The sequence below is a fragment of the Blastomonas sp. SL216 genome, assembly GCA_026625625.1.
Taxonomy (GTDB): domain Bacteria; phylum Pseudomonadota; class Alphaproteobacteria; order Sphingomonadales; family Sphingomonadaceae; genus Blastomonas.
Genome location: CP113055.1, coordinates 3767234 through 3791387, shown reverse-complemented (window position 1 = coordinate 3791387; position 24154 = coordinate 3767234). Strand labels below are relative to the sequence as shown.

Below are 24154 nucleotides of genomic sequence, written 5' to 3'. Positions count from 1 at the left end.
CTACCAATCCAATTGCCGGGCTACCTATTGGTTTTCGTGAAGTCTGGTTTCCAGCGAGGCCTGGCGGATCAGATCGACCAGCCGCTGCTGCGCTGCCGTCGGCCGCCAACCGCGCCGCGTTGTCAGGCCGATCGTCCGCACGCTGCCGGGCAGATCGACATCGATCCGCACCAGCATCTGCGTTTCAAGCTCGACCGCGATCTGGTCGGGCGACAGCAATGTCAGCAGATCGCTCTGCATCACCAGCCCGCGGATCACCATCACCGATCCGCATTCCACCGGCACCGGCGGCGGATCACCGCTGAACAGCGCCTGCCAGTGCGCGCGCAGCGGCGTGCCCTGGGGGCCGACCACCCAGGATTGCGCCTGCAGTTCGGGCAGCGCCACTCGCCGCCCGGCCAGCGGGTGGCCCTTGCGCGCGAACACCGCCAGGCGATCGGTGAACAGCGGCACCTGCTCGATCCCGTCGGGCGGCGCATCGCGCAGCGCACCGACCATCAGGTCGATGACCCCGTCGAGCAGCGGATCGACCAGCTCGCGCCACGATCCTTCGATGACATCGACCACGGTGCCGGGGCAATCGCGCAGGAAGTGCGCGATGGCTCGCGGCACGACGAGCGCGCGGCTGAGCGGCATTGCGCCGATGGCGATGCGCGTGGCAGGGTGCGCCTCGCCCAGCGCCTCTGCGATCCCGGCGGAAAGCTCGCCCGCAGCCAGACGCACGCCGCGCGCCATCGCCCGGCCCGCCGGGGTCAGCACCATGCCGCGCCCGCGCCGCTCGGCCAGCGCATGCCCGCTGATCTGCTCCAGCTCGCGCACCGCGCGGTGGATGCCCGGCTGCGACAGGCCGCTCGCCAGCGCGGCCCCGGCAAAACCCTGGGCTTCGGCAAAATGCAGGAACGCCTGTAGCTGGGTACCGGTCATCAGCTGTTCGGGGCGGGAAAAGCCACGCGCACCTGCCCTTCCCGGCCTGCGCACCGCAGCGGCCAGATGGACAAAGGCCCGCTCGACGCGTTCGGCCAGGGCTTCGCCCGCAAGGGTCGGCTCGACCCCGCCCGAATGCCGGTCGAAGAGCAACACGCCCAGTTGCCGCTCCAGCTTGGCCATGCCTTGCGTCAACGCCGGTTGAGAGAGCCCCGCCGCCTCTGCCGCGCGGTTGAGGCTGCGCAGCGCCACGACGCTGACAAGCGCGCGCAGATGCCGGAGGTTCAGGTCGAACGGCTCGATCATTGGCAGCATACATAGCAAAAACTTATTGCGCGTCCACAAGTTGGATTGGCATGGATGGCAGCCTCGCGGGCACGGCGGCACAACAAGGAGCATGGCCATGGGAACTGTCGTCCAGAATATCGAGCGCACCGATCTTGCAGTGGTGGATGGGCTTGGCAGCGCGGGGGTCGCAACGGTGCATGAGGCGCAGGGGCGGATCGGCCTGCTGGCGCACCATATGCGCCCGATCTATTCCGGCGCGCGCATCGCAGGCAATGCGGTCACCATCTCCGCGCCTCCGGGCGACAACTGGATGATCCATGTCGCGATAGAGCAGCTGCAGGCGGGCGACATTCTGGTGCTCGCACCGACCAGCCCGTGCGTCGACGGCTATTTCGGCGACCTGCTGGCGACCAGCGCGATGGCGCGCGGTTGCCGGGGCCTGGTGATCGATGCGGGCGTGCGCGATGTCCGCGATCTCACGCAGATGGGCTTCCCCGTCTGGTCCAAGGCGGTCTTCGCCCAGGGCACGGTCAAGAACACTCTGGGCAGCGTCAACGTGCCGATCGTCTGCGCCGGTGCCGCAATCGAGCCGGGCGATGTGATCGTCGCCGATGACGATGGCGTATGCGTCGTCAAGCGCGCCGATGCCGCCGCCGTGCTGGAAAAGGCGCAGGCGCGCGAAGCGGCCGAGGAGGCCAAGCGCCAGCGGCTGGCAGCGGGCGAACTCGGCCTCGACATCTACAACATGCGGCCCCGGCTTGCCGAAATGGGCCTGAAATATGTCTGACCAAGCCCATTCAGGAAAAGTGGGAACCGGTTTTCCGCCCGGAATGGGCGTAACCCATGACGCTCCCCTGACGGGCACGGGCTCATGAGCGGCATTCGCTGCATGTGGATGCGCGGTGGCACGTCCAAGGGCGGCTATTTCCTGAAGGCAGACCTGCCGACCGACAGTGCCGCGCGCGATGCATTTCTGCTGCGGGTCATGGGGTCGCCCGACCCGCGCCAGATCGACGGCATGGGCGGCGCGGACCCGCTGACCAGCAAGGTGGCCGTCGTCGCCAAGTCGGACCGGCCCGGGGTCGATGTCGATTATCTGTTCCTGCAGGTGTTCGTCGATCAGGCGATCGTCACCGACGCGCAGAACTGCGGCAACATCCTTGCCGGTGTCGGCCCGTTCGCCATAGAGCGCGGGCTGGTCGCCCCGACCGGCGATGTGACACGCGTCGCCATCTTCATGGAAAATACCGGCCAGGTGGCGGTCGCGAGCGTCGCCACGCCCGGCGGCGTGGTGCGCTATGACGGCGATGCCGCGATCAGCGGCGTGCCGGGCACGGCGGCCGCGATCCCGCTCGCCTTTCGCGATACCGCAGGCTCGTCGTGCGGCGCGCTGCTGCCGACAGGAAACGGGGTCGATTTGATCGACGGCGTCGCGGTGACGTTGATCGACAATGGCATGCCGTGCGTGGTCATCGCTGCCGAGGATATGGGCATCAACGGTTACGAGGACCGCGACACGCTCGATGCCGATGCCGCGATGAAGGCGAAGGTCGAGGCGATCCGGTTGCAGGCAGGTCCGCTGATGAACCTGGGCGATGTCTCGGCCAAGTCGGTGCCCAAGATGATGCTGGTAGCCCCCCCGCGCGAAGGCGGCGCGGTTGCCGTGCGTTCGCTCATCCCGCACCGTGTCCATGCCTCTATCGGGGTGCTCGGCGCGGTCAGCGTCGCCACCGCCTGCCTGATCGAGGGATCACCCGCAGCAAAGGTCGCCAGCGTGCCCGAGGGCGCGTCCAAGACCCTGGGGGTAGAGCATCCCACGGGCGTCACCGAATGCGTCGTCACCGTCGATGAACAGGGCCAGCCCGTCGAGGCGGGCATGCTGCGCACCGCGCGCAAGCTGATGGATGGAGAGGTTTTCGCATGAGCACCACCGACGCCGATGGCCGCATCCGCAGCTGGACGCTGACGCCCAGCAAGCCGCGCTTCGCCCTGCCCCCTGGCGCGGTCGATGCGCATTGCCATGTGTTCGGTCCGCAGGCGGACTTTCCGTTCAGCCCCAAGGCCAAATATCTGCCGCAGGACGCCGGGCCGGATGCCTTGTTCGCCCTGCGCGATCATCTGGGCTTTGCCCGCAATGTCATCGTGCAGGCGAGTTGCCACGGGACGGACAATCGCTCGACACTCAACGCCATTGCCCAATCGAACGGGCTGGCGCGCGGCGTCGCCGTGGTCGATCCGGCGATCAGCGACGCGGAACTCGATGCGCTGCACGCGGGCGGCATTCGCGGGGTGCGCTTCAACTTTCTGAAACGGCTGGTCGATGATGCGCCCAAGGACAAGTTCCTCGATGTCGCGCAGCGGATCGAGCGGCTGGGCTGGCATGTCGTGGTCTATTTCGAGGCGGACATTCTGGAAGAAATGCTGCCGTTTCTCGCCGCGATCCCGGTTCCGATCGTGATCGACCATATGGGGCGCCCCGATGTGACCCAGGGACCGGAAGGCCCGGACATGACCGCATTCCGCCGCCTGCTCGACAGCCGTGACGACATCTGGACCAAGGTAACCTGTGCCGACCGGCTCGACGCCGCTGGCCCGCCTTATGCCGATTTCGTGCGCGCGGTGCGCCCGCTGGTTGAAGCCTATCCCGACCGCGTGCTCTGGGGGACCGACTGGCCGCATCCGAACATGGAAAAGGTGCTGCCCGATGACGGCCATCTGGTCGACACCATCCCGCAGATCGCGCCGACCGAAGCGCTACAGCACAAGCTGCTCGTCGCCAACCCCATGCGGCTCTACTGGGCGGATTGACCGCGGGTCAGAAGCGATCGAGATCGTTCGCCAGCGTCACCGGGCCGGAATAGAGCCTGGCGATATCGGCGATATAGCCCTTGGTGCGTTCAGGATCGGGCGTGCCTGCCGCGAAATGGGTGATGACCAGCGCCTTGACGCCCGCGCGTGATGCCAGTTGGCCGACCGCCTCCGGCGTCAGGTGATGGGTGGACAGATGCTGCTCGAGCTGCTGCTTGGCCTGTGGCGGCATATCGGGCGAATTGCGCGCGACATTCGCCATGGTCCCGGCCATGTCGATCATCTCGCTGACCAGCAGGTCTGCCCCCTTGGCGAGCTTTTCCACCGCCGCGCTGGGGCCGGTATCGCCGGTATAGACGATCGACCGGCCGGGCAGATCGAAGCGGAAGCTCAGCGACTTGTAGTTGCGATCCTCGACGCTGCCGGGCGCAAAATCATAATGCGAATTCTGCGCGGCGGTGACGGTGAAGCCTTCGAGCGAGGTCCGCTCGCCATCACCGAGTTCGATTACCGTGACCGTATCGGCAGGCGGTGCCCAGGGCTGGCCGGGAATGCCATAGCCGACGCGCGCGGCCGGCTGCATCGATGCGACCATCCCCGCGACCAGCTCACGCGTTCCCGGCGGGCCATAGACGGTGATCGGATCGCGCTGGTTGGTCTGGTTGCGCAGAGCCAGCACGGCGGACAAGCCGCCGGTATGATCGGCATGCAAATGGCTGAGAAACACCGCCCGCACCCGGGGCAGCAATATGCCGGCCCGCGCCAGCTGTTGCACCGTGCCATCCCCGGCATCGACCAGATACACCTTGTCCTGATGCACCAGCGCGTTGGCCGGCTGCGACCGGCTGGGCGACGGCACCGGCCCGCCCATCGTGCCGAGCGTGATGAATCCATCTGCGCTGGGCACGGGCTGGGCCGCGACCGGTGCTGCGGCCAGAAGAGCTGCCAGCACCGGCGCGATAGCCCAGCGGGTCATCAGAAGTTATACCCGATCCGCACGCCATAGGTCCGCGGCGGGCGCAGCGTTGCCACCGGGAAGTCGAGGATCGGACGGGTACCGGCGCGTGCCAGCACCTCCTCATCTGTGATGTTGTTGATGAACGCGGTGACATTCCAGCCGCCGGCGCTTTCGAGCGTCGCATAGGCATCGGCCATGGCGAAGCTGCCCTGGCGTTCCTCGGGCCGGAAGTTCGAATTGAGGAAGCGGCTGCTTTCGATATTGCCGCGCGCGCCGAAGATCAGGTTCAGGTCGCCGGTCAGCTCGAAGGTGCGCTCATAGCCCAGGTTGACCGCCCATTTGGGCGAGTTGACCGTGGGACGACCCGAACAGTCGATATCGAAGAAGCGCGCGGTGTTGACGCCGGGATTGGCCAGGCGGCTGCCGAGCGTGCGGCATCCCGTGGTGACCGGCGCGCCGGTGGGCGAGAAATTGGCCGTGGTCAGGCTGTCATATTTGCCGTTGAGATACTGGACGTTCAGGCTGAAAAGGTCGTTCCGGCTGGGCGCGAAGCGCGCTTCGAACTCGGCACCATAGATGCGCGACTTGCCCGCGTTGACCGTGGTGGAGCCTTGCGCGAAGGTGCCGCCAGCCGTGCGGACGCCTCCGACAAAGGTGATCTGCTGGTCCTTATAGTCCCAATAGAACGCCTCGATGTTCAGCTGCAGCTTGTTGTCGAAGAACCGGTTCTTGGCGCCGATGGTATAGGCGGTCAGGTTCTCCGGCGCGAAGGTGTTGTTCGGCGGCTGGGCGACGAAGAAACCACCCGATTTGAAGCCGGTAGCGACATTGGCATAGACCAGCGACTGCGGCCCGGCGTCCCATTCCACCCCGGCCTTCCAGGTGAACTTTTCAAAGGTCAGGTCGCCGGTGAACGGCGCGCTGAGCGGCGGGTTGACAGGACCGGGCAAGCCGCCCGCAGCCACCGATGTCAGCTGCGACTTGTCTTCCCGTGTATAGCGGCCACCGGCCACCAGACGTAGCGTATCGGTAATGTCGAAGGTAAGCTGCCCAAAGGCGGCGATGCTCTCGGTGCTCAGCCGCGGGGTGAAGCGGGTGGTCGAGATATTGCCCTGGCGGAAGAAGTTCTCCGTCACCTGGTTCTCGCCGAAATAGAACACGCCCAGCACATAGCGCAGCCGCTGGTCCTCGTTCGAGGCCAGCCGGACTTCGAGCGAGGACTGCTCGGCGACATCGCGGATCGTTCCGGCAAAGCCCGGCAGATAGGTCAGCACATTGACGTCGGAGCGGCGATAGGCTGGCACGAAGGTCAGCGTGCCGAAGCCCATGTCGCCGACGATCGTGGCGCTGACGCCGATGAATTCATTATCGAGGAAACCGTCGGTCCCGGCGAGTGCGACGCAGCCGCTGTTGACGAAATTGCCCGCTCCGCCGCAGAAGGGCGGCGCGAAGATGCCCGATGCAAGCCGCCGGATCGCGGTCTGTGCGCGCGGGTCGGAAATGCTGACGCGATCTTCGAGCGCGGGCACCGCATAGCGCGCCTCGGGCAGCAGCACCGCGCCTGCACCCTTGCCATGCTGGTTGTAATAGTCCGCCACCAACGTCATCGACCAGCGATCCGACGGCTCGATCAGCAGCGACGCGCGGAAGGCTTCGCCCTTGTCGTCGTCATAGCCGTCCGAGATGAAGCCGTCGCGATCGACGATCTGCCCTGCCAGGCGCAGCGCCACGGTCTCGCCGATCGGAATGTTCAGCGCAAGCGAGGCCTTCTTGCTGTCGTAATTGCCATATTCGAACAGGCCCTCGCCGCTGAACGTGCCGAGCACCGGCTTTTTGGGGATCACGTTGATCGCACCGCCGGTGGCGTTGCGGCCATAGAGCGTGCCCTGCGGGCCCTTGACCACCTCGACGCGTTCCAGATCGTAGAACACACCGGCAGGCGCGGTCGGGCGGCCGACATAGATGCCGTTGAAGTTGAACGCGACGGCGTTTTCCGCGAACGAGTTCTGCGAGTTGGTGCCGACGCCGCGCAGGAAGAAGCTGGTGGTTCCGCCGGTGGGCTGAACGACCAGCGAGGGGACCAGACGGCCCAGATTGGCGGTTTCGGTGATGCCCGACTTGGTGAGATCATCGCCGGTTACTGCGGTCACCGCCACAGCGGCGCGCTGCAGGCTCTCCTCGCGACGCTGCGCAGTCACGACGATCTCGCCCAGCCCCTGGTCCTCGGTCGCTTCGCTCGATTCGGTGGTGGAAGTGCTTTGTGCAAAACCGGTGGCAGGAATGCTCAGTGCAGCCAGCACGGTCGTCGCAAGCAAGAATGCCTTCATCATACATCTCCCCAAAAATGCACGGTGCCTGCACGGGCACCGGCTGTATCGGGGATACATTTACGAGAAAGGCTAGCCATTGGTGAAATCTTTTGTTTTAATGATAATCCAATCATCTCACGGATAGGTGAAGCCAATGCGGTTCAAGGGCCTCGATCTCAATCTGCTGGTGGCATTCAACGTGCTGATGGAAACGCGCAGCGTGTCGCGCGCGGCGGAACAGCTCAATCTCAGCCAACCGGCGATGAGCGCGGCGCTAGGCCGGCTGCGCGACTATTTCGGCGATGACCTGCTGGTGCTGCAGGGCAAGCGGATGTTCCCGACGCCTTACGCCGAATCGCTGGTACCGATGGTGCAGGATACGCTGCGCCGGATCGATGCGCTGATCACGACAACGACCAGCTTCGACCCTGCGACGTCGCAGCGCGTGTTCCGGCTGATCGCATCCGATTATATCACTGCGGCCGTCATTGCACCGCTGTCGCGCCGCCTGGCGCATGTCGCGCCGGGCATCCGGCTGGAGGCGGTGCTGCCATCGGACGGCAGCGCCGATCTGATCGCGCAAGGCGCGTTCGATCTGCTGATCACGCCCGAGGAGTTCATCAACCCCGGCCAGCCCGCCGAGCTGTTGTTCGAGGAACGCCATGTCATTGTCGGCTGGAACGGCAACCCGGTCTTTTCGGGCGAAGTGACGCTGGAAGAGGTGCTGCGGGCGGGGCATGTCGGCATTCAGATGGGCAATCAGCGCACCAGTGCCTTTGCCGACAGCATCATGGAGAAGCTGGGCCATTTCCGCCGGATGGACATGACGGCCTCCTCTTTCACCGTGGTCCCCTGGCTGGTCATAGAGACCAACCGGCTGGCGCTGATGCATGAGCGCCTGGCGCGGTGCATGGCGCTGATGTTTCCGCTGGCGATCGCGCCCATCCCCTTCCCCTTTCCGGTGATGCGCGAGATGATGCAGTTCAACCACGCCCGCAGCGCGGATGAGGGGCTTGCCTGGCTGCGCGAGCAGCTGCGCCGTGACAGCGCGCTCGATTAGCACCGATGATCCATGGAAGTGATACCTATGGATCAATACAATAAGATTTACAGATTTACCGCTCTCCCCTTATCTAGGCCGGGATGAACAGGCCCGGTTACGCAATTCCGGGCGGGGAGAGGCATATCGGCATGAAGGACATGCGAATCTTGATCGTGGGCGGCGGAATTGGCGGACTGACGTCTGCCATCGCGCTGTGCCGCAAGGGTTTTGAAATCGAGGTGATCGAGCGCGATCCCGACTGGTCGGTCTATGGCGTCGGTATCATCCAGCAGGGCAATGTCGTCCGCGCGATGACCGAACTGGGCCTGATCGACGATTATATCAGCGCGGGCTTCGGCTTTGACCGGGTGCAGGTCTATATCCCGACCGGCCAGTGCGTTGCAGACATTCCGACCCCACGCCTCGTTGAAGGCTATCCGGGCAATGTCGGCATCGGCCGGCGCGCGCTGCACAAGGTGCTGGGCGATCGCAGCAAGGAGGCTGGTGCCAATATCCGGCTGGGCATCACGGTCAGCACGCTGGACGATGATGGCGACGGCGTCTCGGTCACTTTCAGCGATGGCAGTACCGGGCGCTATGACCTGGTGATCGGCGCCGACGGCCTCTATTCGCAGACCCGCACGATGATCTTTCCCGATGCGCCAACGCCCGAATTCACCGGCCAGGCCGTATGGCGCTACAATTTCAGGCGCACGCCCGATGTGATCGCGCTGCAGGCTTATGAGGGCCAGACGGGCATCGGCCTGGTCCCGCTCTCGGACGAGCTGATGTACATGTATGTCACCACGCCCGAGCCGGGCAATCCCTGGTACGCCAAGGAGGAACTGGCGAGCACGATGCGCTCCAAGATCGCCGGCGTTCCCTCGCCCGCCATCCAGGCGCTGGTCGGTCAGATCACCGAGGATGACGAGGTCGTCTACAAGCCGCTCGAATGGATGTTCCTGGAAGGTGCGTGGCACAAGGGCCGGGTCGTGCTGCTGGGCGATGCGGTGCATGCCACCACCCCGCATCTGGGCCAGGGTGCAGGCATGGCGATCGAGGACGCTCTGGTGCTCGCGGACGAGCTGGTCGCGGCTGACGGGATCGAACCGGCGCTCACCGCCTATCGCAACCGCCGCTTCGAACGGTGCCGCTATATCGTCGAATCCTCGCGCGCCATCTGCTTCGGCCAGATCGGCAAGGGACCGCTGATCGACAATGCAGAGGCCACCAAGGACATGTTCATGAAGGTGGCAGAGCCGATTTGACGCTCGCCCCTTTCCATTCACATCAAGGAGTTACTTTATGGCACGTGTCAGCGAAATTCGCCATGTCGGCTATGCCGTCACCGATCTTGCCGCCGAAGCCGCATTCTATCGCGACGTCTGGGGTCTGAAGGATGCCGGCGAGAAGGACGGAATGCTGCACTTTGCAGCGGAGGGCAATGACGAGCTTTACGTCGTGCGGCTGCGTGCATCGGACACGCAGCGGATCGACATCATCACCCTGGCGGCAGACAGCCGCGCCGATGTCGACGCGCTCCACGCCAAGGTGACCGATTATGGCTGCCAGGTCGTGTTCGCACCGCGCGAGCTCGACACGCTGGGCGGTGGCTATGGCTTCCGCTTCTTCAGCAAGGACGGTCTGCCGTTCGAGATTTCGAGCGACGTGGCGCGCGGCAGCGCACGCGAGCTGACCCGCTGGGAAGGCATTCCGCAGAAGATCAGCCATATCGTGCTGCATTCGCCCGACCATCAGGAGATGGTGCGCTTCTTCACCGATGTGCTGGGCTTCAAGGTCAGCGACTGGCTGGGCGACTTCATGTGCTTCCTGCGCTGCAACCAGTGGCACCACCGGATCGCGCTGCTGCCCGGACCCGCCTGTCTCAACCATGTCGCCTATGACATGCTGGGCGTCGACGACATGATGCGCGGCATCCATCGGCTGAAGCAGAAGGGCACCGATATCCGCTGGGGCCCCGGCCGCCACACGGCGGGCAACAACACCTTCAGCTATTTCACCACCCCTGCCGGTTTCGCGGTCGAATATACGGCCGAGCTGGAGGAAGTGGACGACGCCACCTGGGAGGCACAGGTGCACGTTCCTGCCCCCATGGTCATGGACCAGTGGGGCGTCGGCATCGGCGGACCGCAGACCATGCCGCACCCGGCGCCTGATGCCGGCCTCTTCCAGCCCGCCGGAGTCTGATCCTTATGGCCCTGTTTGAATATTTCCCCAATTATGTCTGGAACCTGTCGGTCTCGATCGCGCTGGAAAGCGGCGGCAAGATCGGCGAGATCATCGACATGTGCAAGCCGATCCGCGACGCGGCGGCCAATGGCGAGGATGCCGGCACCGGCGAGTTCCTGCAGCAATGGGTGGCGATGGGCGAAAAGCTGATCGGCCTGGCCGCCGAGGACGAGGCACGCGGCCGCAGCCTGTCGGCCTCCAAGAAGCTGGAGCGCGCCGCGCTGTATCTGCTGGTCGGCGAACGCATGCAGGGCCATGGCAATCCCGCGCGCGTTGCCACCTTTGCGCTGGCGCAGGACACGTTTGCGAGGGCGATGACGCTGGGCAAGCACCCGGTCGAGCGCGTGATGATCCCCTATGAGGGCAGCGAATATCCGGCGCTGTTCGTCCGCGCGCCGGGCGAAGGTCCCAAGCCGGTGGTGATCTATTGCAACGGGCTCGATAGCTCCAAGGAGCTTCTCTACTGGTCCAACCTGCCCCAGGCGCTGGCCGCGCGCGGCATTTCGACGCTGTGCGTCGATCAGCCGGGCACGGGCGAAGCGCTGCGCATCAACAATCTGCCCGCCACGCCGCATTCGGAAAAATGGGCCTCGCCTGCGGTCGACTGGCTGGAAAAGCAGCCCGATGTCGACCCCAAGCGCATCGGCATGACCGGCATTTCGCTCGGCGGCCATTTCGCCCCGCGCGCAGTCGCGTTCGAGCCGCGCTTTGCCAGCGGTGCGGTCTGGGGTGCGAACCACAATTGGGCCGAAGTGCAGCAGAAGCGCCTGCGCCGCGAGGGCGAAAACCCCGTGCCGCATTACTGGGCGCACGTGATGTGGGTGTTCGGCGCCAAGGACATGGACGAGTTCCATGAGAAGTCGCAGGACATGACGCTCAATGGCGTGATGGAACGGATCAAGGTACCGTTCCTGGTCACGCACGGCGAGCAGGACCGGCAGATCAGCGTCGAATATGCGCACCAGAGCTATGACCAGCTGACCAACAGCCCCAAGCGCGAGCTGAAGATCTTCACGCCGCGCGAAGGCGGGGTCGAGCATGTCGGGGCTGACAACATGGCCTATGGCTGCGATTACATCGCCGACTGGTTCGCCGAAACGCTCGGCGGCGATGTTTCAGGAGCCGAATGACCATGAGCTTTGTCGCAACCGCCCGCATCCCCACCACCAGCGCCAGCAAGTATCTGCAACAGGTCTGCAAGCACTGGGAGCACAATCTGCCCGTGACCTTTGACAAGGCGCACGGAGAGATCACCTTTGCCAGGGATGCGCGCGGGGCGGAATGGCCTGCCGATGCGCTGGTTACGCTCGATGCAGAGGACGACACGCTCGTCTGCACGATCAACGCCAGCGCCGAGGGCCAGCGTGACGGGCTGAAGGGCGCGCTGGAGCGGCATATCGACCGCTTTGCGTTCCGCGAGGTGCCGCTCGCCTATAACTGGGTCGATGGATGACATCCGCAGCAGCCGCGCACCTGCGGAACAGCACGCTGATCTCCATCGGCATTTCGATGGCGATCAGCGCGGCCTTTTTCCTGCTCGTGTTCGGTCTGAAGCCCGTGATCTCCGTCTTCGCACCGGATAATCTGACGCTCGATTTCATTCCCCAGACCCTGGCGGCAGGCTTCATGGCAGCGCTGATGCCCGCCCTGCAGACCCGCACCAAAATGGCCGCCGGCAGCCTGGCCGGAGCGCCGCCCCTGCCCCTGCAGATCGCCAAGCGCGCGGTCTGGCTGGCGGTCGCTTCGCTCGCCCTCGCCGCAGCCGTCACCGCATTGCTTTGGCTGGGCGGCATCGAAACCATGCCATGGGGCAGCGCGCTGGCGCTGAAAGTCGGATATGGTGGCCTGCTGGGGCTGATCATCACCCCCATCGCATTGCGCGCAATCTTGCCGAGAGGATAACCATGGCCCGCACCTTCGTCGACCTGTCGATCTATCTGGAAAACGACGTCATCACCGATCCGCCGTTCATGCGGCCCAAGATCACCTATCAGCAGCATGCCGACACGATTGCGGAGCTCGGGCATTTCTTCCCCGGTGTGACTGCCGAGCAGACTCCCGATGGCGCAGGCTTTGCCGCGGCCGAATGGGTGACGCTGACCACGCACAACGGCACGCATCTCGATGCGCCCTGGCACTTCCACCCGACGATGGATGGCGGCCAGCGCGCGATCACAATCGACGAGGTGCCGCTGGAATGGTGCTTCAACCCCGGCGTCAAGCTCGACTTCCGGCATTTCGAGGACGGCTATGTCGTCACCGCTGCCGATGTCGAAGCCGAACTCAAGCGCATCGGCCACGAGCTCCAGCCGTTCGAGATCGTGCTGGTCAACACCGCAGCAGGCAGCGCGGTGGGTAATCCCGAATTCGTCAATATCGGCTGCGGCATGGGCTATGAGGCGACAATGTACCTGCTCGAGCGCGGCATCCGCGTCACCGGCACCGACGCCTGGAGCTGGGATGCACCGTTCAGCCATACCGCCAAGAAGGTCGCCGAGACCGGCGATACCTCGCTGATCTGGGAAGGCCACAAGGCCGGGCGCGACATCGGCTATTGCCACCTCGAAAAGCTGCACAACCTCGAAAGCCTGCCCGCGCACGGCTTCACCGTCAGCTGCTTCCCGCACAAGATCCGCGGCGCGTCAGCCGGCTGGACGCGTGCGGTGGCGATCATCGAAGACTGACCGATGCTGGACCGCGCGTTTGATCTTGCGGGCCGCACGGCCATCGTCACCGGATCGACGCGCGGAATCGGGCTCGCCATCGCCGAGATGTTTGCCGAAGCGGGCGCGAATGTCGTCGTGTCGAGCGAAGATGCGGGCGATGTGGCGGAGATAGAAGCCGTGTTGGCGGGGCAAGGCTATCGGGTGCGCGGCATTGCGTGCGACATCACCGATAGCGCCGCGCTGACCGGACTGGTCAAGGGCACGATCTCGGCCTTTGGCGGCATCGACATCCTGGTGTGCAATGCCGGGATCACCGGCGCAGCGGGCAGCTGGTCGCTCGACGATTTCGACACGGTGATGGCGATCAACCTGCGCTCGATGGTTGCACTGACCAGCCTTGCGCTGCCGCATATGGCCGCGCGGGGCGGCGGCAGTGTGGTCCTGATGTCCAGCCTGTCTGCGCTGCGCGGCAATGGCAGCATCAACGCCTATGCGCTGGCCAAGGCCGGCGTCGCGCAACTCGCGCGCAACCTCGCGGTACAATGGGGGCCCAGCAACGTGCGCGTCAATGCCATCGCGCCGGGGCTGATCCGCACGCCGTTGTCCGAGCCATTGATGGCCAATGCAGAATTCATGGAGCGGCGGTTGCAGATGACTCCGCTGCGCCGCGTTGGCGAGGTCGACGATGTCGCCGCCGCCACATTGTTCCTCGCCTCGGACGCCGGCAGCTTCATCACCGGCCAGCAGATTGCCATCGACGGCGGCACATCGATCACCGATGGCAGCTGAGCCCGTCCTGATCACCGGCGCGGGCGGCTTTGTCGGCCAGGCGCTGGTGCGCGCGCTCGCGGGCACGCGTTCGGTCATCGCGACCGACCGCACCGGGCTGGATTTCGTCGATCTGCCGAGCGTGACCGCGCTGCCGGGCGAGATTGACGATCCGGCACTGGTCGCGCAGCTGACTGCAGCGCCAGTGGGGGCGATCGTCCACCTCGCGACCATCCCGGGCGGCGCGGCAGAGGGCGATCCCGCGCTCGCCGCGCGCATCAATGTCGCAGCCCCCATGGCGCTGCTCGATGCCCTGGCCGCGCACGGCAACGCTCCGCGCCTGATCTTCGCCAGCAGCATTGCGGTGTTCGGCGATCCGCTGCCGCCCCATGTCGACGACGCCACGCCCGCTCGTCCGATGCTGTTTTACGGCGCGCACAAGGCGATGATCGAGGAATGGATCGCCACGCTGACCCGGCGCGGCGCGCTCCGCGGGCTGTCGCTGCGCCTGCCCGGCATCATCGCACGACCGCTCGCCCCATCTGGGATGAAATCGGCATTCCTGAGCAACCTGTTCCACGCATTGAAAGCGGGCGAGCCGATCACGCTGCCCGTCTCGGCCGATGCAACATGCTGGCTGCTTTCGCGCCGCGCGCTGGTGGGCCAGCTGGTGACCGCGCTCGACCTGGCCAGCGATCCCGAGACCAGCCGACTCAACCTGCCAGCGCTGCGCGTGCGCATGGGCGATCTGGTGGCCGAGGTTGCGCGCCAGACCGGGGCCAATCCTGCGCTGGCGACCTACGCCCCCGATCCGGCGATCGAGGCAGCGTTCGGTTCGCAACCTCCGCTTTTCACGCCTGCAGCAGACCGGCTGGGCTTGGCGCATGATGGCGACATCGCCGCGCTGGTCGCCAATGCCCTGGCCGATCTGTGACCCACGAAAGGAAATGCCATGAAACTCGCCACCATCGATAACGGCACGCCCGATGGCGCACTGGCCATCGTCAGCGCCGATGGCAGCCGCTATCTGCCTGCCGCCCCGGCCACGCTGCAGGCCGCGATCGAGAGCTGGGACAGCGCCGAACCGGGCCTGCGCGCGCTCGCTGAGCGGCTCGCGGCGGGCGAAGGCGAGCGCACCGAGGGCCTGGTCTATGCCGCCCCTCTGCCGCGCGCTTGGCAGTGGCTCGATGGTTCAGCCTATCGCAGCCATGGCGAGCTGATGGAGACGCTGTTCGGCACCGAACCGCCGCCGCCGGGCCGGCCGCTGATGTACCAGGGCCTGTCGCACCAGTTCCTGTCCGCCACCGCCGATGTGCCGCTGCCGCGCGAAGAGGATGGTATCGATTTCGAGGGCGAATTCGGCGTGATCACCGATTTCGTGCCGATGGGCGTCACCCCCGAACAGGCGCTTGGCCATATCAAGCTGCTGGTGCAGATCAACGACTGGTCGCTGCGCGCGCTCGCCCCTGTCGAGATGAAGACCGGGTTCGGCTGGGTCCAGGCCAAACCGGCCTGTTCGGTTGCGCCCTTTGCTGTCACGCCCGATGTGCTGGGCGAGGCCTGGCGCGAAGGCCGCGTGCATCTGCCGCTGACGGTCGACTGGAACGGTGAACGCTTCGGCAATGCCGAGGGCGGCCCCATGGAATTCGGCTTTCACCAGCTGGTCGCGCATGCCGCCAGCACGCGCTCGCTCTGTGCGGGCACGATCATCGGTTCTGGCACGGTATCGAACAGCAATTTCCGCGAGATCGGCTCCTCGTGCATCGCCGAGCGGCGCGGCATCGAGATGCTCGATGAGGGGCAGGCGCGTACCGGCTTCATGCGCTTTGGCGATACCGTCCGGATGGAGGCGCGGCTGCCCGATGGCGGGCTGCTGTTCGGCGCGATCGACCAGAAGGTGGTCAAGGGATGAGCGCCATGGCCTCCCCACCCGTCCGCCGCATCGTCACCGGGCATGATGCAACCGGCCGCGCGATCATCCGCAGCGACGACATGCTGCCGGTCACGCCCATCCCGTCGGGCGATGCGGCGTTCAGCCTGGTCTGGACCACCGCGACCGTCCCTGCCGACAATAATGACGAGACCGACGGCCGCACCCGCGACGCCGGGCTGACGCTGCACAAGGGGTCGGTGATCCGCATCGTCGACATGCTGCCGGGCGGTGTCTCGCCATTCCATCGCAGCAGCAGCATCGATTACGGCATCGTGCTGTCGGGCGAGGTCGAGCTGGAACTGGACGACGGCGTGGTGACGACAGCCATGGCGGGCGACATCATCGTGCAGCGCGGTACCATCCATCTGTGGCGCAATCCCTCGGCCGCCGAGATCTGCCGCATCGCCTTCGTGCTGATCGAGGCGGCACCAAGGATAGTGGACGGAAGCCCCCTGGCCGATGTAATGCCCTGACCGCATGAGCATACTCGAAACCGTCATCCTTGTCCCCGGCCTGCTGTGCGATAGCGATGTCTGGACGCACCAGAGCGCCGCCCTGGGTGAGCATTACGATGTCATCGTTCCCGACCTCACCCGGCATGATTCGCTGGCGGGCATGGCCGCGCACATTCTGGACGCAGCACCGGAGCGGTTCTCGATCGTCGGCCATTCGATGGGCGGGCGTGTCACGCTGGAGGTGTTCCGCCTTGCGCCCCAGCGCGTGGCGCGGATCGGGCTGCTCGATACCGGGGTCCACGCCGCGCCGCCGGAGGAACTGCCCAAGCGCCAGGCGATGCTCGACATCAGTGCGGGGCAAGGCATGACCGTGCTGGCCGATGCGTGGCTGCCGCCGATGGTGCGGCCCGGCCTGCTCGATACCGACCCGGCGCTGCGCGCGACGCTTTATGCGATGGTCGAGCGCATGACGCCCGCCATCCACCGGCAACAGATCACCGCGCTGGTGAACCGCCCCGACGCCGCCCCGCTGCTCGGCCAGATCGCCTGCCCCACGCTGGTCGGTGTCGGCGAATTCGACCTGTGGAGCCCGCCCGACCAGCACGTCCCCATTGCCGATGCCATTGCAGGCGCAACGATGGTCGTCTTCGAAACCGCAGGCCATATGGCACCGATGGAGACGCCGGAAGCCGTCAGCGCGGCGCTGCTGGAGTGGATGGCGCGAGCGGACCTGAATTAACCTGGATCGCTGACTCTTTGGCGCAATGGCGGCTTTCAGTCCAGTGATCTGGCTGCGGGAAGGGCGGACTTTGGGTGGTCAGCTGCCTTACAACTCCCTAAGAGCAGGCAGCGGTCTCAGTTCCCCTAAGCATCGAGGATAATCGCAATATCGTGAGGCACTGCCATCGGCTCGAAGGCACTGACATTTGAGCGGCCGGTATTTCCGCGTGGAATGCGCCCCGTGATAGTCCCGAACGGGGCAAGCACCAGTCTGATTACCTGACCAACCGCTTCGCCCCACTCGCGCCGCGCCAGCGCGTATCGCAGCATCACCCCATGTGAGTGAAGGTGAAGTGAAAGCCGACGCTGAGAGAGGATGTGCCCCCGTTCAAGGGCACGCCACGCAGAGGCGTACTTCCCCTCCGCACGCGCCATGCGAAATGCCGCGAGTTCTTCTAGGTAAGCTGTGCGGATAACGTCCATCGCCGAAACTCCTTGCCATAAATGCGAGTCGGCACCGTATATGGACCCTGTAGCAACTACAGGGTCAAGCAATGAAGATTGGCGAGCTGTCGAAGGCGGTCGGCACCAAGGTCGAAACTATCCGCTATTATGAACGGATTGGTCTCCTCCCGCCACCGCCGCGCACAACCAGCAATTATCGGTCCTATGGACCGGCAGAGGTTCAGCGTCTCGCTTTCATCCGCCATTCGCGCGAACTCGGATTTAAGATTGAGGAAGTTCGTTCACTGCTCGACCTCTCGGATCACCCCGAGCGCGATTGCAGGGCCGCAGACCAGATCGCATCGCGCCACCTTGAGCAAGTTACCGAAAAAATCGCCCAGCTTGTAACACTCCGCAACGAGCTGGTACGAATGATAGGCCGCTGCCGAGGTGGTCTCGCTGCCGACTGCCGAGTAATCGAGACACTAGGCAACCATGGCTTGTGCGGCGACAGCCATCGCTCAGTGTGCTGAACAAGAGTTTCGGCGATCGTCCGCTTTGGGGTCGCTTGCGGAACGGCAAGTTTTCTTCAGTGCCGCCGGAAAGCCGTCCTTGCCTCAGTCAAGGCTTACCGAAGGCCCCGCGATACCGTCTGCGGGTCAGAGCCCGACCTGACCCTGTTTCAGAAACAAGCGGATGGGGTCAGCGTCGCCAAGATGATGACACCGCGTCAAACCGGCCCCACCAGCGGAATCAGGCCGGGGTTGAGCGCCGCGCGGGCGTGGCGGCGCATGCGCTGTTCGGCCTCGTCGGCGCGGCCTGAAAGGATCGCGTCGGCCACCGCCAGATGCTCCTCGTGCGCCGCCTTCAGGTTCTTGTGCACATTGGCAAGATCGTCCCAGTCCAGCGCCAGCGCTGCGGCCGAGGCGAGCGGCAGATGGTTGTTGCGCGACAGCGCCACGCCGATCGCGCGGTTGCCGCTGGCGTCGAGCAACAGGTCGTGAAAGGCCAGATTGTAACTGTAGAACCGGTCGACATCCTCGGGCGCAAAGCCATCGCCCGCGAATAGCGCGTCGCCTTCGGCCAGCACCGCTCTCAGCTTGCGCACGAAACTCGGCGCAATCGGCCGCGACGCGATCAGCCGCACCGCCAGCCCTTCGAGCACACCGCGCACCTCGATGGCATCGTCGATCTGGCTGGGCGTCGGCCCACGCGCCGCATAACCGCGCCGCCCGAGCTTCGCCACCAATCCTTCCTGCTCCAGCGTGCGCAGCGCGGTGCGCACCGGCATGCGCGAGACGCCGAAGCGCTCGGCCGTGCCGATCTCCGCTATGCGGGTCCCATCGGGGATCTCGCCGGAAACGATCATCTTGCGCAGGGCAAACAGCACGCGCTGGCCGGGCTTCATCGCTTGGTCCATCGGTGATGGTCATAGCTTTTGCACCGCGCCCGGCAAGCCCCCTCATCCGGCTTGCGCGGCATCGTAAACTGCATTATTGGATCCAATAACGAATATGCAGGGAGAGATACCGATGGCCACCGCCCCCGATCTGGAAGAGCGCAGCGCTGCCCGCGCCACCGCGCCCTGGCCGCGCAACAGCTGGTATGTCGCCTGCACGCCCGACGAGATCGAGGGCAAGCCGCTGGGCCGCAAGATTTGCGGTGAGCCGATGGTGTTCTTTCGCGGCACCGAAGGCAAGGTGGCCGCGCTCGAGGATTTCTGCCCGCATCGCGGCGCGCCGCTGTCGCTCGGCTTTGTCCGCGACGGCAATCTGGTCTGCGGCTATCACGGCCTGGCGATGGGCTGTCAGGGCAAAACCGTTGGCATGCCCGGCCAGCGCGTCGGCGGCTTTCCGCCGATCCGCACCTTTCCGGTGATCGAACGCTATGGCTTCATCTGGGTCTGGCCGGGCGATGCCGATCAGGCCGATCCTGCCAAGCTGCGCCATCTGGAATGGGCGGAGGATGAAGGCTGGGCCTATGGCGGCGGGCTGTACCACATTGCCTGCGACTACCGGCTGATGATCGACAATCTGATGGACCTGACGCACGAGACCTATGTCCATTCGACCAGCATCGGCCAGAAGGAGATTGACGAAGCCCCGGTCAAGACGCGGCTTGTCGGCGACGAGGTGGTGACCAGCCGGTTCATGGACGCGATCGACCCGCCGCCCTTCTGGGCGATGGCGCTGCGCGGCGCGGGCCTGCCCGATAGCGGCCCGGTTGATCGCTGGCAGCTGTGCCACTTCCACCTGCCCAGCAGCGTCGAGATCGAGGTCGGCGTCGCGCCGATCGGCGAAGGCGGCTATGAAGCACCGATCGAGCGCAAGGCCTATTCGGTGGTGGTCGATTTCATGACCCCCGAGACCGAAGGATCGCACTGGTATTTCTGGGGCATGGCACGCCGCTTTGCGGTGGACGATACCGAGCTTACCACCACCATCCGCGACGGCCAGGGCAAGATCTTTGCCGAGGACATGGAGATGCTGGAGCGCCAGCAGAAGAACCTGGACCTCTATCCCGACCGCCGCCTGCTGCTGCTCAACATCGACGCCGGCGGCGTCCGCTCGCGCCGCCTGATCGAACAGGCGATCGCGGCGGAGGCGGAGTGAACGAGGCAGAGACTTTCTACGCCATATTGGCGCTAATACTCATGATCATTTGACCTGGCGATGGCGCAACCTGCATGAGTAATGCAGTTCTTGCATTACTATAGGTCATGTTCATGAAGCGCACCGCGAAGTTGCTTGTTATCACGGCAGCCCTTGGCCTGGCTTCGCCAGCGACCGCGGAGCCGGGCGATTTTCCCGGAATTGACGACCCGAAACTCGCCAAGGCGATCGAAGAAGCAGCGAACCGGCCGCAGCGGCGCTATTGCGCCGAACTGGCACCGCTCTGGGCCGAGGCCGTCAAGCGATCGAAATCACCGCCAGCAGGGCTGATGCTGATGTCGGCCAACACCAACGTGCTGTGCGCGATCGAGGAAGAGCGCTATGAGGACGCATCAAGCCTGATCGTCCGCACCGAAGCCAAATTCGGTCAGCAAAGCTTTTTTGACAGACTCGCGCTGGCGCTGCACGCCCATCTTCAGGAGCTCGACCTCGCGGTGGCACGGGTCGGGGCGATCGCGCAAAAGGATCAAGGCGCGGCACTGGCCGAGACCGATCCGGTCATGCTGTTTCAGTTGAACTCCAGCCTTGTGCGCGCCAAGCGTGCCGATCTGCGCGAAGCCATGTGGTCGGCTATCAAGGCCTCGCCGGTGTTTCCGGAACTGGACCCTGACGTCCGCGGCGGGACGGCGATCAATCTGCTCGGCGTCAAGGCCGAGATGGCCAGTCTTACCCCTGCGGACGCAGCGCTGCTCGACCTGCTGACCAACAGCAGCGCCTATGCAGGCATGCTGGCAGACCGGCGTTATGCAGCCATCTGGCCCCTTATGGAGGAGCGCGCAGGCGATGGGCTGGCCAGGCTGATCGACGCCGATGTGAAGCTGAATACCGAGCGCTATGAAGCCAGCCCGGATGACGGCAGACGCCTGTCGAACCTTGGCTATGCGCTGCTTCAGGCAGGCAAGATCAGCGAGCTGATCGACCTGACCGCCCGCTATCGCGAAAAGGACTTCGATTACAGCCAGCTCACCGAAGACGGGACCTGGATCGTCAATTACATGGCCATCGCGCTGCGGGCCGCCGGGCGTCAGAAGGAAGGCATCGCCGCGCTGGAGGGCCTGGCATCCGTCGACCCCGATGCTCATAGCTGGGTGGTCAACTATGTGATCAATCATGCGATTGCGCTGGGCGAGGACAATCAGCATGCCGCCGCGCTCAAGGCGCTTGATCGCGCGCAACAGGTAGCTGACGAGCACGGATCGGCCTATGCGCGCGCCCTGGTTGCCGGGCAGCGCGCCTGCTCGCACAACAAGCTTGGCCATGCCGATCAGGTGCCGGAACAGATTGCGGTGCTGGAAGGGCTGCGGGCCGATGCGCCCAGTGCGGTGATCGGTTATGCGATGTGTGCCGGCCGGGACGATCTGGCGATCGCCTGGGCCCGCGAAGCCCTGGCCAAGGAAAGCTCGCGCAAGACGATGATCGGGATCTTGCAGCCAGCCTATATGCGCGACAAGCCCACATCCGTCACCGATCAGGAGCCCTATCGCCTGCTGGCCAAGAGCCCGGAACTGGCAAGCGAGTTCGAGAAAGTCGCGCGCGTGGTGCCGGAACGCTTTGCACCGTTGGGCGGTCGGTTGCCGATCGTGCCGAGCGTGGGCGCCACAGACTTGGCACGATGATGCGGTAAAGCGCTGCGCTACCTACAGCATTGTCAGTAGACGCGCGGCGATTGCTTGATAAGGTGCGCGCCATGCGTGTCTTGAAACGTCTGGCGCTCAGCCTCCTCGTCCTCGTTGCCGTTACGGCCATCGCGCTCGCCTTCTGGGAGCCGCTGGTTGCCGAATCGGGCAAGGCACCGCCAGCGCGGAAATATGATGTCGAGATCGTGCGCGACGATTTCGGCGTGCCGCACATCTTCGGCAAGACCGATGCCGATGTCGCCTATGGCGTCGCCTATGCGCATAGCGAGGACGATTTCTCGACCATTCAGGAGGTCGCCGCGATGACGCGCGCACGCACCGGAGCGCTTACGGGCGCGGATGGTGCGAAGGTCGATTTCGCCGCGCATCTGCTCGACATTCGCGGCACGGTCGATCGCAAGTACGATAGCCTTCCCGCCGATATCCGCGCGCTGCTCGATGCCTATGCGGCGGGTCTCAACCATTATGCCGGCAAGCACCCTGAAGAGGTGCGCCTGTCGGGCCTGTTCCCGCTCGACGGACGCGATATCGCCGCCGGTTTCGTGCTGCGCTCGCCCTTCTTCTTCGGGCTCGATTCGGTGCTCGGCGCGCTGGTCGAGGGCAAGGACCTGCCGATCGAGGGCGGACCGAAGATCACCGGCAAGCAGGAAGCGCGCGTCACCCCGATCGGCCCCGAGCCGGACATGAACGGATCGAATGCCTTTGCCGTCGCCCCGGCGCGCTCGACCGACAATGTCACCCGGCTGATCTCGAACTCGCACCAGCCCTGGCGCGGCGGTGTCGCCTGGTATGAACTGGTGGTCCATTCGGAAGAAGGCTGGGATTTCGCGGGCGCGACCTTCCCGGGATCGCCCTATCCGTTCCTGGGTCATAACAAGACGCTGGGCTGGACCAACACGGTCAACCGGCCCGACCTCATCGACGTCTATGCGCTCGAACTCAACGACGACAAGACGCAGTACAGGCTCGACGGAAAGTGGCGCGATCTGGAAGCGAAGCGGGTGTGGCTGAAGGTCAAGATGGGGCCGTTCACCCTGCCCTATCCCCAGACCGTCTATCGATCGGTCCATGGCCCGGTGATCATGAACGCCAAGGGCGCGTTCGCGATCCGCTATGCCGGGATAGACGAGCTGAAGATGCTGGAACAATATTTCCGGATCAACAAGGCGCGCGATTTTGCCGAGTGGCAAAAGGCGATGGCGATCCAGGGCGTGCCGGCAACCAACTTCATCTATGCCGATGCCAAGGGCAATATCGCGATGGCGTACAATGCGCTGTTCCCGGCGCGCAAGCCGGGCGCGAACTGGCGCGGCGTGCTGCCGGGCAACCGCAGCGACCTGATCTGGCAGGAGCACCTGCCCTGGGATCGCGTGCCGCTGCTGGTCAATCCGGCTTCGGGCTATATCATGAACGCCAACAACACGCCCTATGTCGCCGCAGGCCCTGGGGACGAGCTGGATCGCGCCAGCTTCTCCCCGCTGATGGGCATCGAGGACGACATGACCAACCGCGCGCGGCAGGCGATCAAGCTGTTCGAGGCAGCGGGGCAGATCGATGCCGCGACGCTGGACCGGATCAAATATGATGTCGCCTATGACAAGTCCGATTACGCCACCGGCTGGATCAATGCGCTGCTGGCGGTCAAGCCCGATGGCGACAAGCGCATATCCGAGGCGCAGGCGCTGCTGCGCGCCTGGGACTGGCAGATGGACGGCAAGGGCAAGGGCGATGCTCTCGCGCTGATGCTGATGCGTCCGGCGATGCGGCAGAGCTATCGCCGCCTGGCCCTGCCCGATGCGCGCGAGGAACTGGTGGCCGCGATCGACCATCTCGAAAAGCATTTCAAGACGCTCGACCCCAAGCTGGGCACCGTGCTGCGGCTGCGCCAGGGCAAGGTCGATCTGCCGATGGACGGCGGATCGGACACGCTGCGCGCAGCGACGCTGTGGGATGTCGACGAGAAGGATGGCCGCTTTGCCGTGCGCCATGGCGACAGCTTCATCCAGTTCGTCGAATGGGATGCGGATGGCAAGCTGACCTCCCGCTCGATCCAGCCCTTCGGCGCGGCGACGACGCGGCCAGAAAGCCCGCATTATACCGATCAGGCCAAGCTGTTCGTCGAACACAAGACGAAGCCCGTCTATTTCACCCGCGAACAGCTGATGCTGCATGCCAAGCGCCGCTATCGCCCCTGATTGCGCTTGAAACCGGATCGGCAAGGCTTATGGTTTCAATCAGCAACCCGAGGCGGCACCGGCGCTTTTGCGACAGGCCGGTGAC

General features: G+C 64.9%; 24 protein-coding genes. 19 read left to right on the top strand and 5 right to left on the bottom strand.

Annotated elements, in window-relative coordinates; genetic code table 11:
* Window positions 1-24 precede the first annotated feature (24 nt).
* Window positions 25-1230 carry a LysR family transcriptional regulator gene (locus OU999_17820; protein ID WAC23560.1) on the bottom strand — a complete coding sequence of 402 codons (1206 nt, stop codon included), beginning with the start codon at window positions 1228-1230 and terminating at the stop codon, window positions 25-27.
* Window positions 1231-1327: 97 nt separating this feature from the next.
* Between OU999_17820 and ligK the strand changes: the two genes are divergently transcribed.
* From ligK to OU999_17805, 3 genes are all read left to right on the top strand, one after another.
* Window positions 1328-1999 (top strand): 4-carboxy-4-hydroxy-2-oxoadipate aldolase/oxaloacetate decarboxylase, encoded by a 672-nt coding sequence (gene ligK / locus OU999_17815; GenBank protein ID WAC23559.1) that lies wholly within the window; start codon window positions 1328-1330, stop codon window positions 1997-1999.
* A gap of 84 nt (window positions 2000-2083) precedes the next feature.
* Complete coding sequence (locus OU999_17810) at window positions 2084-3136, top strand: 4-oxalomesaconate tautomerase (GenBank protein WAC23558.1); 1053 nt, start codon at window positions 2084-2086, stop codon at window positions 3134-3136.
* Complete coding sequence (locus OU999_17805; GenBank protein ID WAC23557.1) at window positions 3133-4020, top strand: amidohydrolase family protein; 888 nt, start codon at window positions 3133-3135, stop codon at window positions 4018-4020. The genes OU999_17810 and OU999_17805 overlap by 4 nt, the downstream gene beginning before the upstream one ends.
* Window positions 4021-4027: 7 nt before the next feature.
* On the opposite strand, the gene OU999_17800 is transcribed toward OU999_17805, so the two are convergent.
* Both OU999_17800 and OU999_17795 read right to left on the bottom strand, forming a co-directional pair.
* Complete coding sequence (locus OU999_17800) at window positions 4028-4996, bottom strand: MBL fold metallo-hydrolase (GenBank protein ID WAC23556.1); 969 nt, start codon at window positions 4994-4996, stop codon at window positions 4028-4030.
* The gene (locus tag OU999_17795) at window positions 4996-7308 is read right to left on the bottom strand and encodes a TonB-dependent receptor (protein ID WAC23555.1); all 2313 of its coding nucleotides are present in this window, start codon (window positions 7306-7308) and stop codon (window positions 4996-4998) included. Before OU999_17795 ends, OU999_17800 begins: the two co-directional genes overlap by 1 nt.
* A gap of 133 nt (window positions 7309-7441) precedes the next feature.
* Between OU999_17795 and OU999_17790 the strand changes: the two genes are divergently transcribed.
* From OU999_17790 to OU999_17735, 12 genes are all read left to right on the top strand, one after another.
* On the top strand, window positions 7442-8347 hold the full coding sequence (locus OU999_17790; GenBank protein WAC23554.1) for a LysR family transcriptional regulator: 906 nt from the start codon (window positions 7442-7444) through the stop codon (window positions 8345-8347).
* A 131-nt stretch (window positions 8348-8478) separates the two neighbouring features.
* Window positions 8479-9597, top strand: coding sequence for an FAD-dependent oxidoreductase (locus OU999_17785; GenBank protein WAC23553.1), 1119 nt, complete (start codon window positions 8479-8481; stop codon window positions 9595-9597).
* 37 nt (window positions 9598-9634) lie between these two features.
* Complete coding sequence (locus OU999_17780; protein WAC23552.1) at window positions 9635-10537, top strand: VOC family protein; 903 nt, start codon at window positions 9635-9637, stop codon at window positions 10535-10537.
* Between the two features lie 5 nt (window positions 10538-10542).
* On the top strand, window positions 10543-11709 hold the full coding sequence (locus OU999_17775; GenBank protein WAC23551.1) for an alpha/beta hydrolase: 1167 nt from the start codon (window positions 10543-10545) through the stop codon (window positions 11707-11709).
* 2 nt (window positions 11710-11711) lie between these two features.
* Window positions 11712-12032, top strand: a complete 321-nt coding sequence (locus tag OU999_17770; protein WAC23550.1) for a DUF2218 domain-containing protein — start codon at window positions 11712-11714, stop codon at window positions 12030-12032.
* Window positions 12029-12481: a hypothetical protein gene (locus OU999_17765; GenBank protein WAC23549.1), complete on the top strand. Its 453-nt coding sequence runs from the start codon at window positions 12029-12031 to the stop codon at window positions 12479-12481. Before OU999_17770 ends, OU999_17765 begins: the two co-directional genes overlap by 4 nt.
* Window positions 12482-12483: 2 nt before the next feature.
* A complete protein-coding gene (locus tag OU999_17760; GenBank protein WAC23548.1) occupies window positions 12484-13263 on the top strand; it encodes a cyclase family protein in 780 nt (259 codons plus the stop codon).
* Window positions 13264-13266: 3 nt separating this feature from the next.
* On the top strand, window positions 13267-14034 hold the full coding sequence (locus OU999_17755; GenBank protein ID WAC23547.1) for an SDR family NAD(P)-dependent oxidoreductase: 768 nt from the start codon (window positions 13267-13269) through the stop codon (window positions 14032-14034).
* Window positions 14024-14947, top strand: a complete 924-nt coding sequence (locus tag OU999_17750) for an NAD-dependent epimerase/dehydratase family protein (protein ID WAC23546.1) — start codon at window positions 14024-14026, stop codon at window positions 14945-14947. Before OU999_17755 ends, OU999_17750 begins: the two co-directional genes overlap by 11 nt.
* A gap of 18 nt (window positions 14948-14965) precedes the next feature.
* Entirely contained in the window at window positions 14966-15925 is a 960-nt protein-coding gene (locus OU999_17745) for a fumarylacetoacetate hydrolase family protein (GenBank protein ID WAC23545.1), read from the top strand.
* Window positions 15922-16419: a cupin domain-containing protein gene (locus OU999_17740; GenBank protein ID WAC23544.1), complete on the top strand. Its 498-nt coding sequence runs from the start codon at window positions 15922-15924 to the stop codon at window positions 16417-16419. The genes OU999_17745 and OU999_17740 overlap by 4 nt, the downstream gene beginning before the upstream one ends.
* A gap of 4 nt (window positions 16420-16423) precedes the next feature.
* Window positions 16424-17140 (top strand): alpha/beta fold hydrolase, encoded by a 717-nt coding sequence (locus tag OU999_17735; protein WAC23543.1) that lies wholly within the window; start codon window positions 16424-16426, stop codon window positions 17138-17140.
* 125 nt (window positions 17141-17265) lie between these two features.
* On the opposite strand, the gene OU999_17730 is transcribed toward OU999_17735, so the two are convergent.
* Entirely contained in the window at window positions 17266-17604 is a 339-nt protein-coding gene (locus OU999_17730) for a DUF3703 domain-containing protein (protein ID WAC23542.1), read from the bottom strand.
* Between the two features lie 71 nt (window positions 17605-17675).
* Here OU999_17730 and OU999_17725 point away from each other — a divergent pair, with 71 nt between their 5' ends.
* The gene (locus OU999_17725) at window positions 17676-18098 is read left to right on the top strand and encodes a helix-turn-helix domain-containing protein (protein ID WAC23541.1); all 423 of its coding nucleotides are present in this window, start codon (window positions 17676-17678) and stop codon (window positions 18096-18098) included.
* A gap of 197 nt (window positions 18099-18295) precedes the next feature.
* On the opposite strand, the gene OU999_17720 is transcribed toward OU999_17725, so the two are convergent.
* Window positions 18296-18985 (bottom strand): GntR family transcriptional regulator, encoded by a 690-nt coding sequence (locus OU999_17720; GenBank protein ID WAC23540.1) that lies wholly within the window; start codon window positions 18983-18985, stop codon window positions 18296-18298.
* Between the two features lie 112 nt (window positions 18986-19097).
* Between OU999_17720 and OU999_17715 the strand changes: the two genes are divergently transcribed.
* From OU999_17715 to OU999_17705, 3 genes are all read left to right on the top strand, one after another.
* On the top strand, window positions 19098-20177 hold the full coding sequence (locus tag OU999_17715) for an aromatic ring-hydroxylating dioxygenase subunit alpha (GenBank protein WAC23539.1): 1080 nt from the start codon (window positions 19098-19100) through the stop codon (window positions 20175-20177).
* Window positions 20178-20290: 113 nt separating this feature from the next.
* The gene (locus OU999_17710; protein ID WAC23538.1) at window positions 20291-21853 is read left to right on the top strand and encodes a hypothetical protein; all 1563 of its coding nucleotides are present in this window, start codon (window positions 20291-20293) and stop codon (window positions 21851-21853) included.
* Between the two features lie 71 nt (window positions 21854-21924).
* Window positions 21925-24069, top strand: coding sequence for an acylase (locus tag OU999_17705; protein WAC23537.1), 2145 nt, complete (start codon window positions 21925-21927; stop codon window positions 24067-24069).
* The last annotated feature ends 85 nt before the right edge of the window (window positions 24070-24154 follow it).

Bases quoted from the DNA above. Each gene is read 5' to 3' on its own strand.
- OU999_17715 (WAC23539.1), top strand. From the start codon at position 19,098: ATGGCCACCGCCCCCGATCTGGAAGAGCGCAGCGCTGCCCGCGCCACC.
- OU999_17765 (WAC23549.1), top strand. From the start codon at position 12,029: ATGACATCCGCAGCAGCCGCGCACCTGCGGAACAGCACGCTGATCTCC.
- OU999_17820 (WAC23560.1), bottom strand. From the start codon at position 1,230: ATGATCGAGCCGTTCGACCTGAACCTCCGGCATCTGCGCGCGCTTGTC.
- OU999_17745 (WAC23545.1), top strand. From the start codon at position 14,966: ATGAAACTCGCCACCATCGATAACGGCACGCCCGATGGCGCACTGGCC.
- OU999_17710 (WAC23538.1), top strand. From the start codon at position 20,291: ATGAAGCGCACCGCGAAGTTGCTTGTTATCACGGCAGCCCTTGGCCTG.
- OU999_17755 (WAC23547.1), top strand. From the start codon at position 13,267: ATGCTGGACCGCGCGTTTGATCTTGCGGGCCGCACGGCCATCGTCACC.
- OU999_17810 (WAC23558.1), top strand. From the start codon at position 2,084: ATGAGCGGCATTCGCTGCATGTGGATGCGCGGTGGCACGTCCAAGGGC.
- OU999_17775 (WAC23551.1), top strand. From the start codon at position 10,543: ATGGCCCTGTTTGAATATTTCCCCAATTATGTCTGGAACCTGTCGGTC.
- OU999_17800 (WAC23556.1), bottom strand. From the start codon at position 4,996: ATGACCCGCTGGGCTATCGCGCCGGTGCTGGCAGCTCTTCTGGCCGCA.
- OU999_17725 (WAC23541.1), top strand. From the start codon at position 17,676: ATGAAGATTGGCGAGCTGTCGAAGGCGGTCGGCACCAAGGTCGAAACT.
- OU999_17730 (WAC23542.1), bottom strand. From the start codon at position 17,604: ATGGACGTTATCCGCACAGCTTACCTAGAAGAACTCGCGGCATTTCGC.
- OU999_17770 (WAC23550.1), top strand. From the start codon at position 11,712: ATGAGCTTTGTCGCAACCGCCCGCATCCCCACCACCAGCGCCAGCAAG.
- OU999_17780 (WAC23552.1), top strand. From the start codon at position 9,635: ATGGCACGTGTCAGCGAAATTCGCCATGTCGGCTATGCCGTCACCGAT.
- OU999_17705 (WAC23537.1), top strand. From the start codon at position 21,925: ATGCGTGTCTTGAAACGTCTGGCGCTCAGCCTCCTCGTCCTCGTTGCC.
- OU999_17805 (WAC23557.1), top strand. From the start codon at position 3,133: ATGAGCACCACCGACGCCGATGGCCGCATCCGCAGCTGGACGCTGACG.
- OU999_17760 (WAC23548.1), top strand. From the start codon at position 12,484: ATGGCCCGCACCTTCGTCGACCTGTCGATCTATCTGGAAAACGACGTC.
- OU999_17720 (WAC23540.1), bottom strand. From the start codon at position 18,985: ATGGACCAAGCGATGAAGCCCGGCCAGCGCGTGCTGTTTGCCCTGCGC.
- OU999_17790 (WAC23554.1), top strand. From the start codon at position 7,442: ATGCGGTTCAAGGGCCTCGATCTCAATCTGCTGGTGGCATTCAACGTG.
- OU999_17785 (WAC23553.1), top strand. From the start codon at position 8,479: ATGAAGGACATGCGAATCTTGATCGTGGGCGGCGGAATTGGCGGACTG.
- ligK (WAC23559.1), top strand. From the start codon at position 1,328: ATGGGAACTGTCGTCCAGAATATCGAGCGCACCGATCTTGCAGTGGTG.
- OU999_17740 (WAC23544.1), top strand. From the start codon at position 15,922: ATGAGCGCCATGGCCTCCCCACCCGTCCGCCGCATCGTCACCGGGCAT.
- OU999_17750 (WAC23546.1), top strand. From the start codon at position 14,024: ATGGCAGCTGAGCCCGTCCTGATCACCGGCGCGGGCGGCTTTGTCGGC.
- OU999_17735 (WAC23543.1), top strand. From the start codon at position 16,424: ATGAGCATACTCGAAACCGTCATCCTTGTCCCCGGCCTGCTGTGCGAT.
- OU999_17795 (WAC23555.1), bottom strand. From the start codon at position 7,308: ATGATGAAGGCATTCTTGCTTGCGACGACCGTGCTGGCTGCACTGAGC.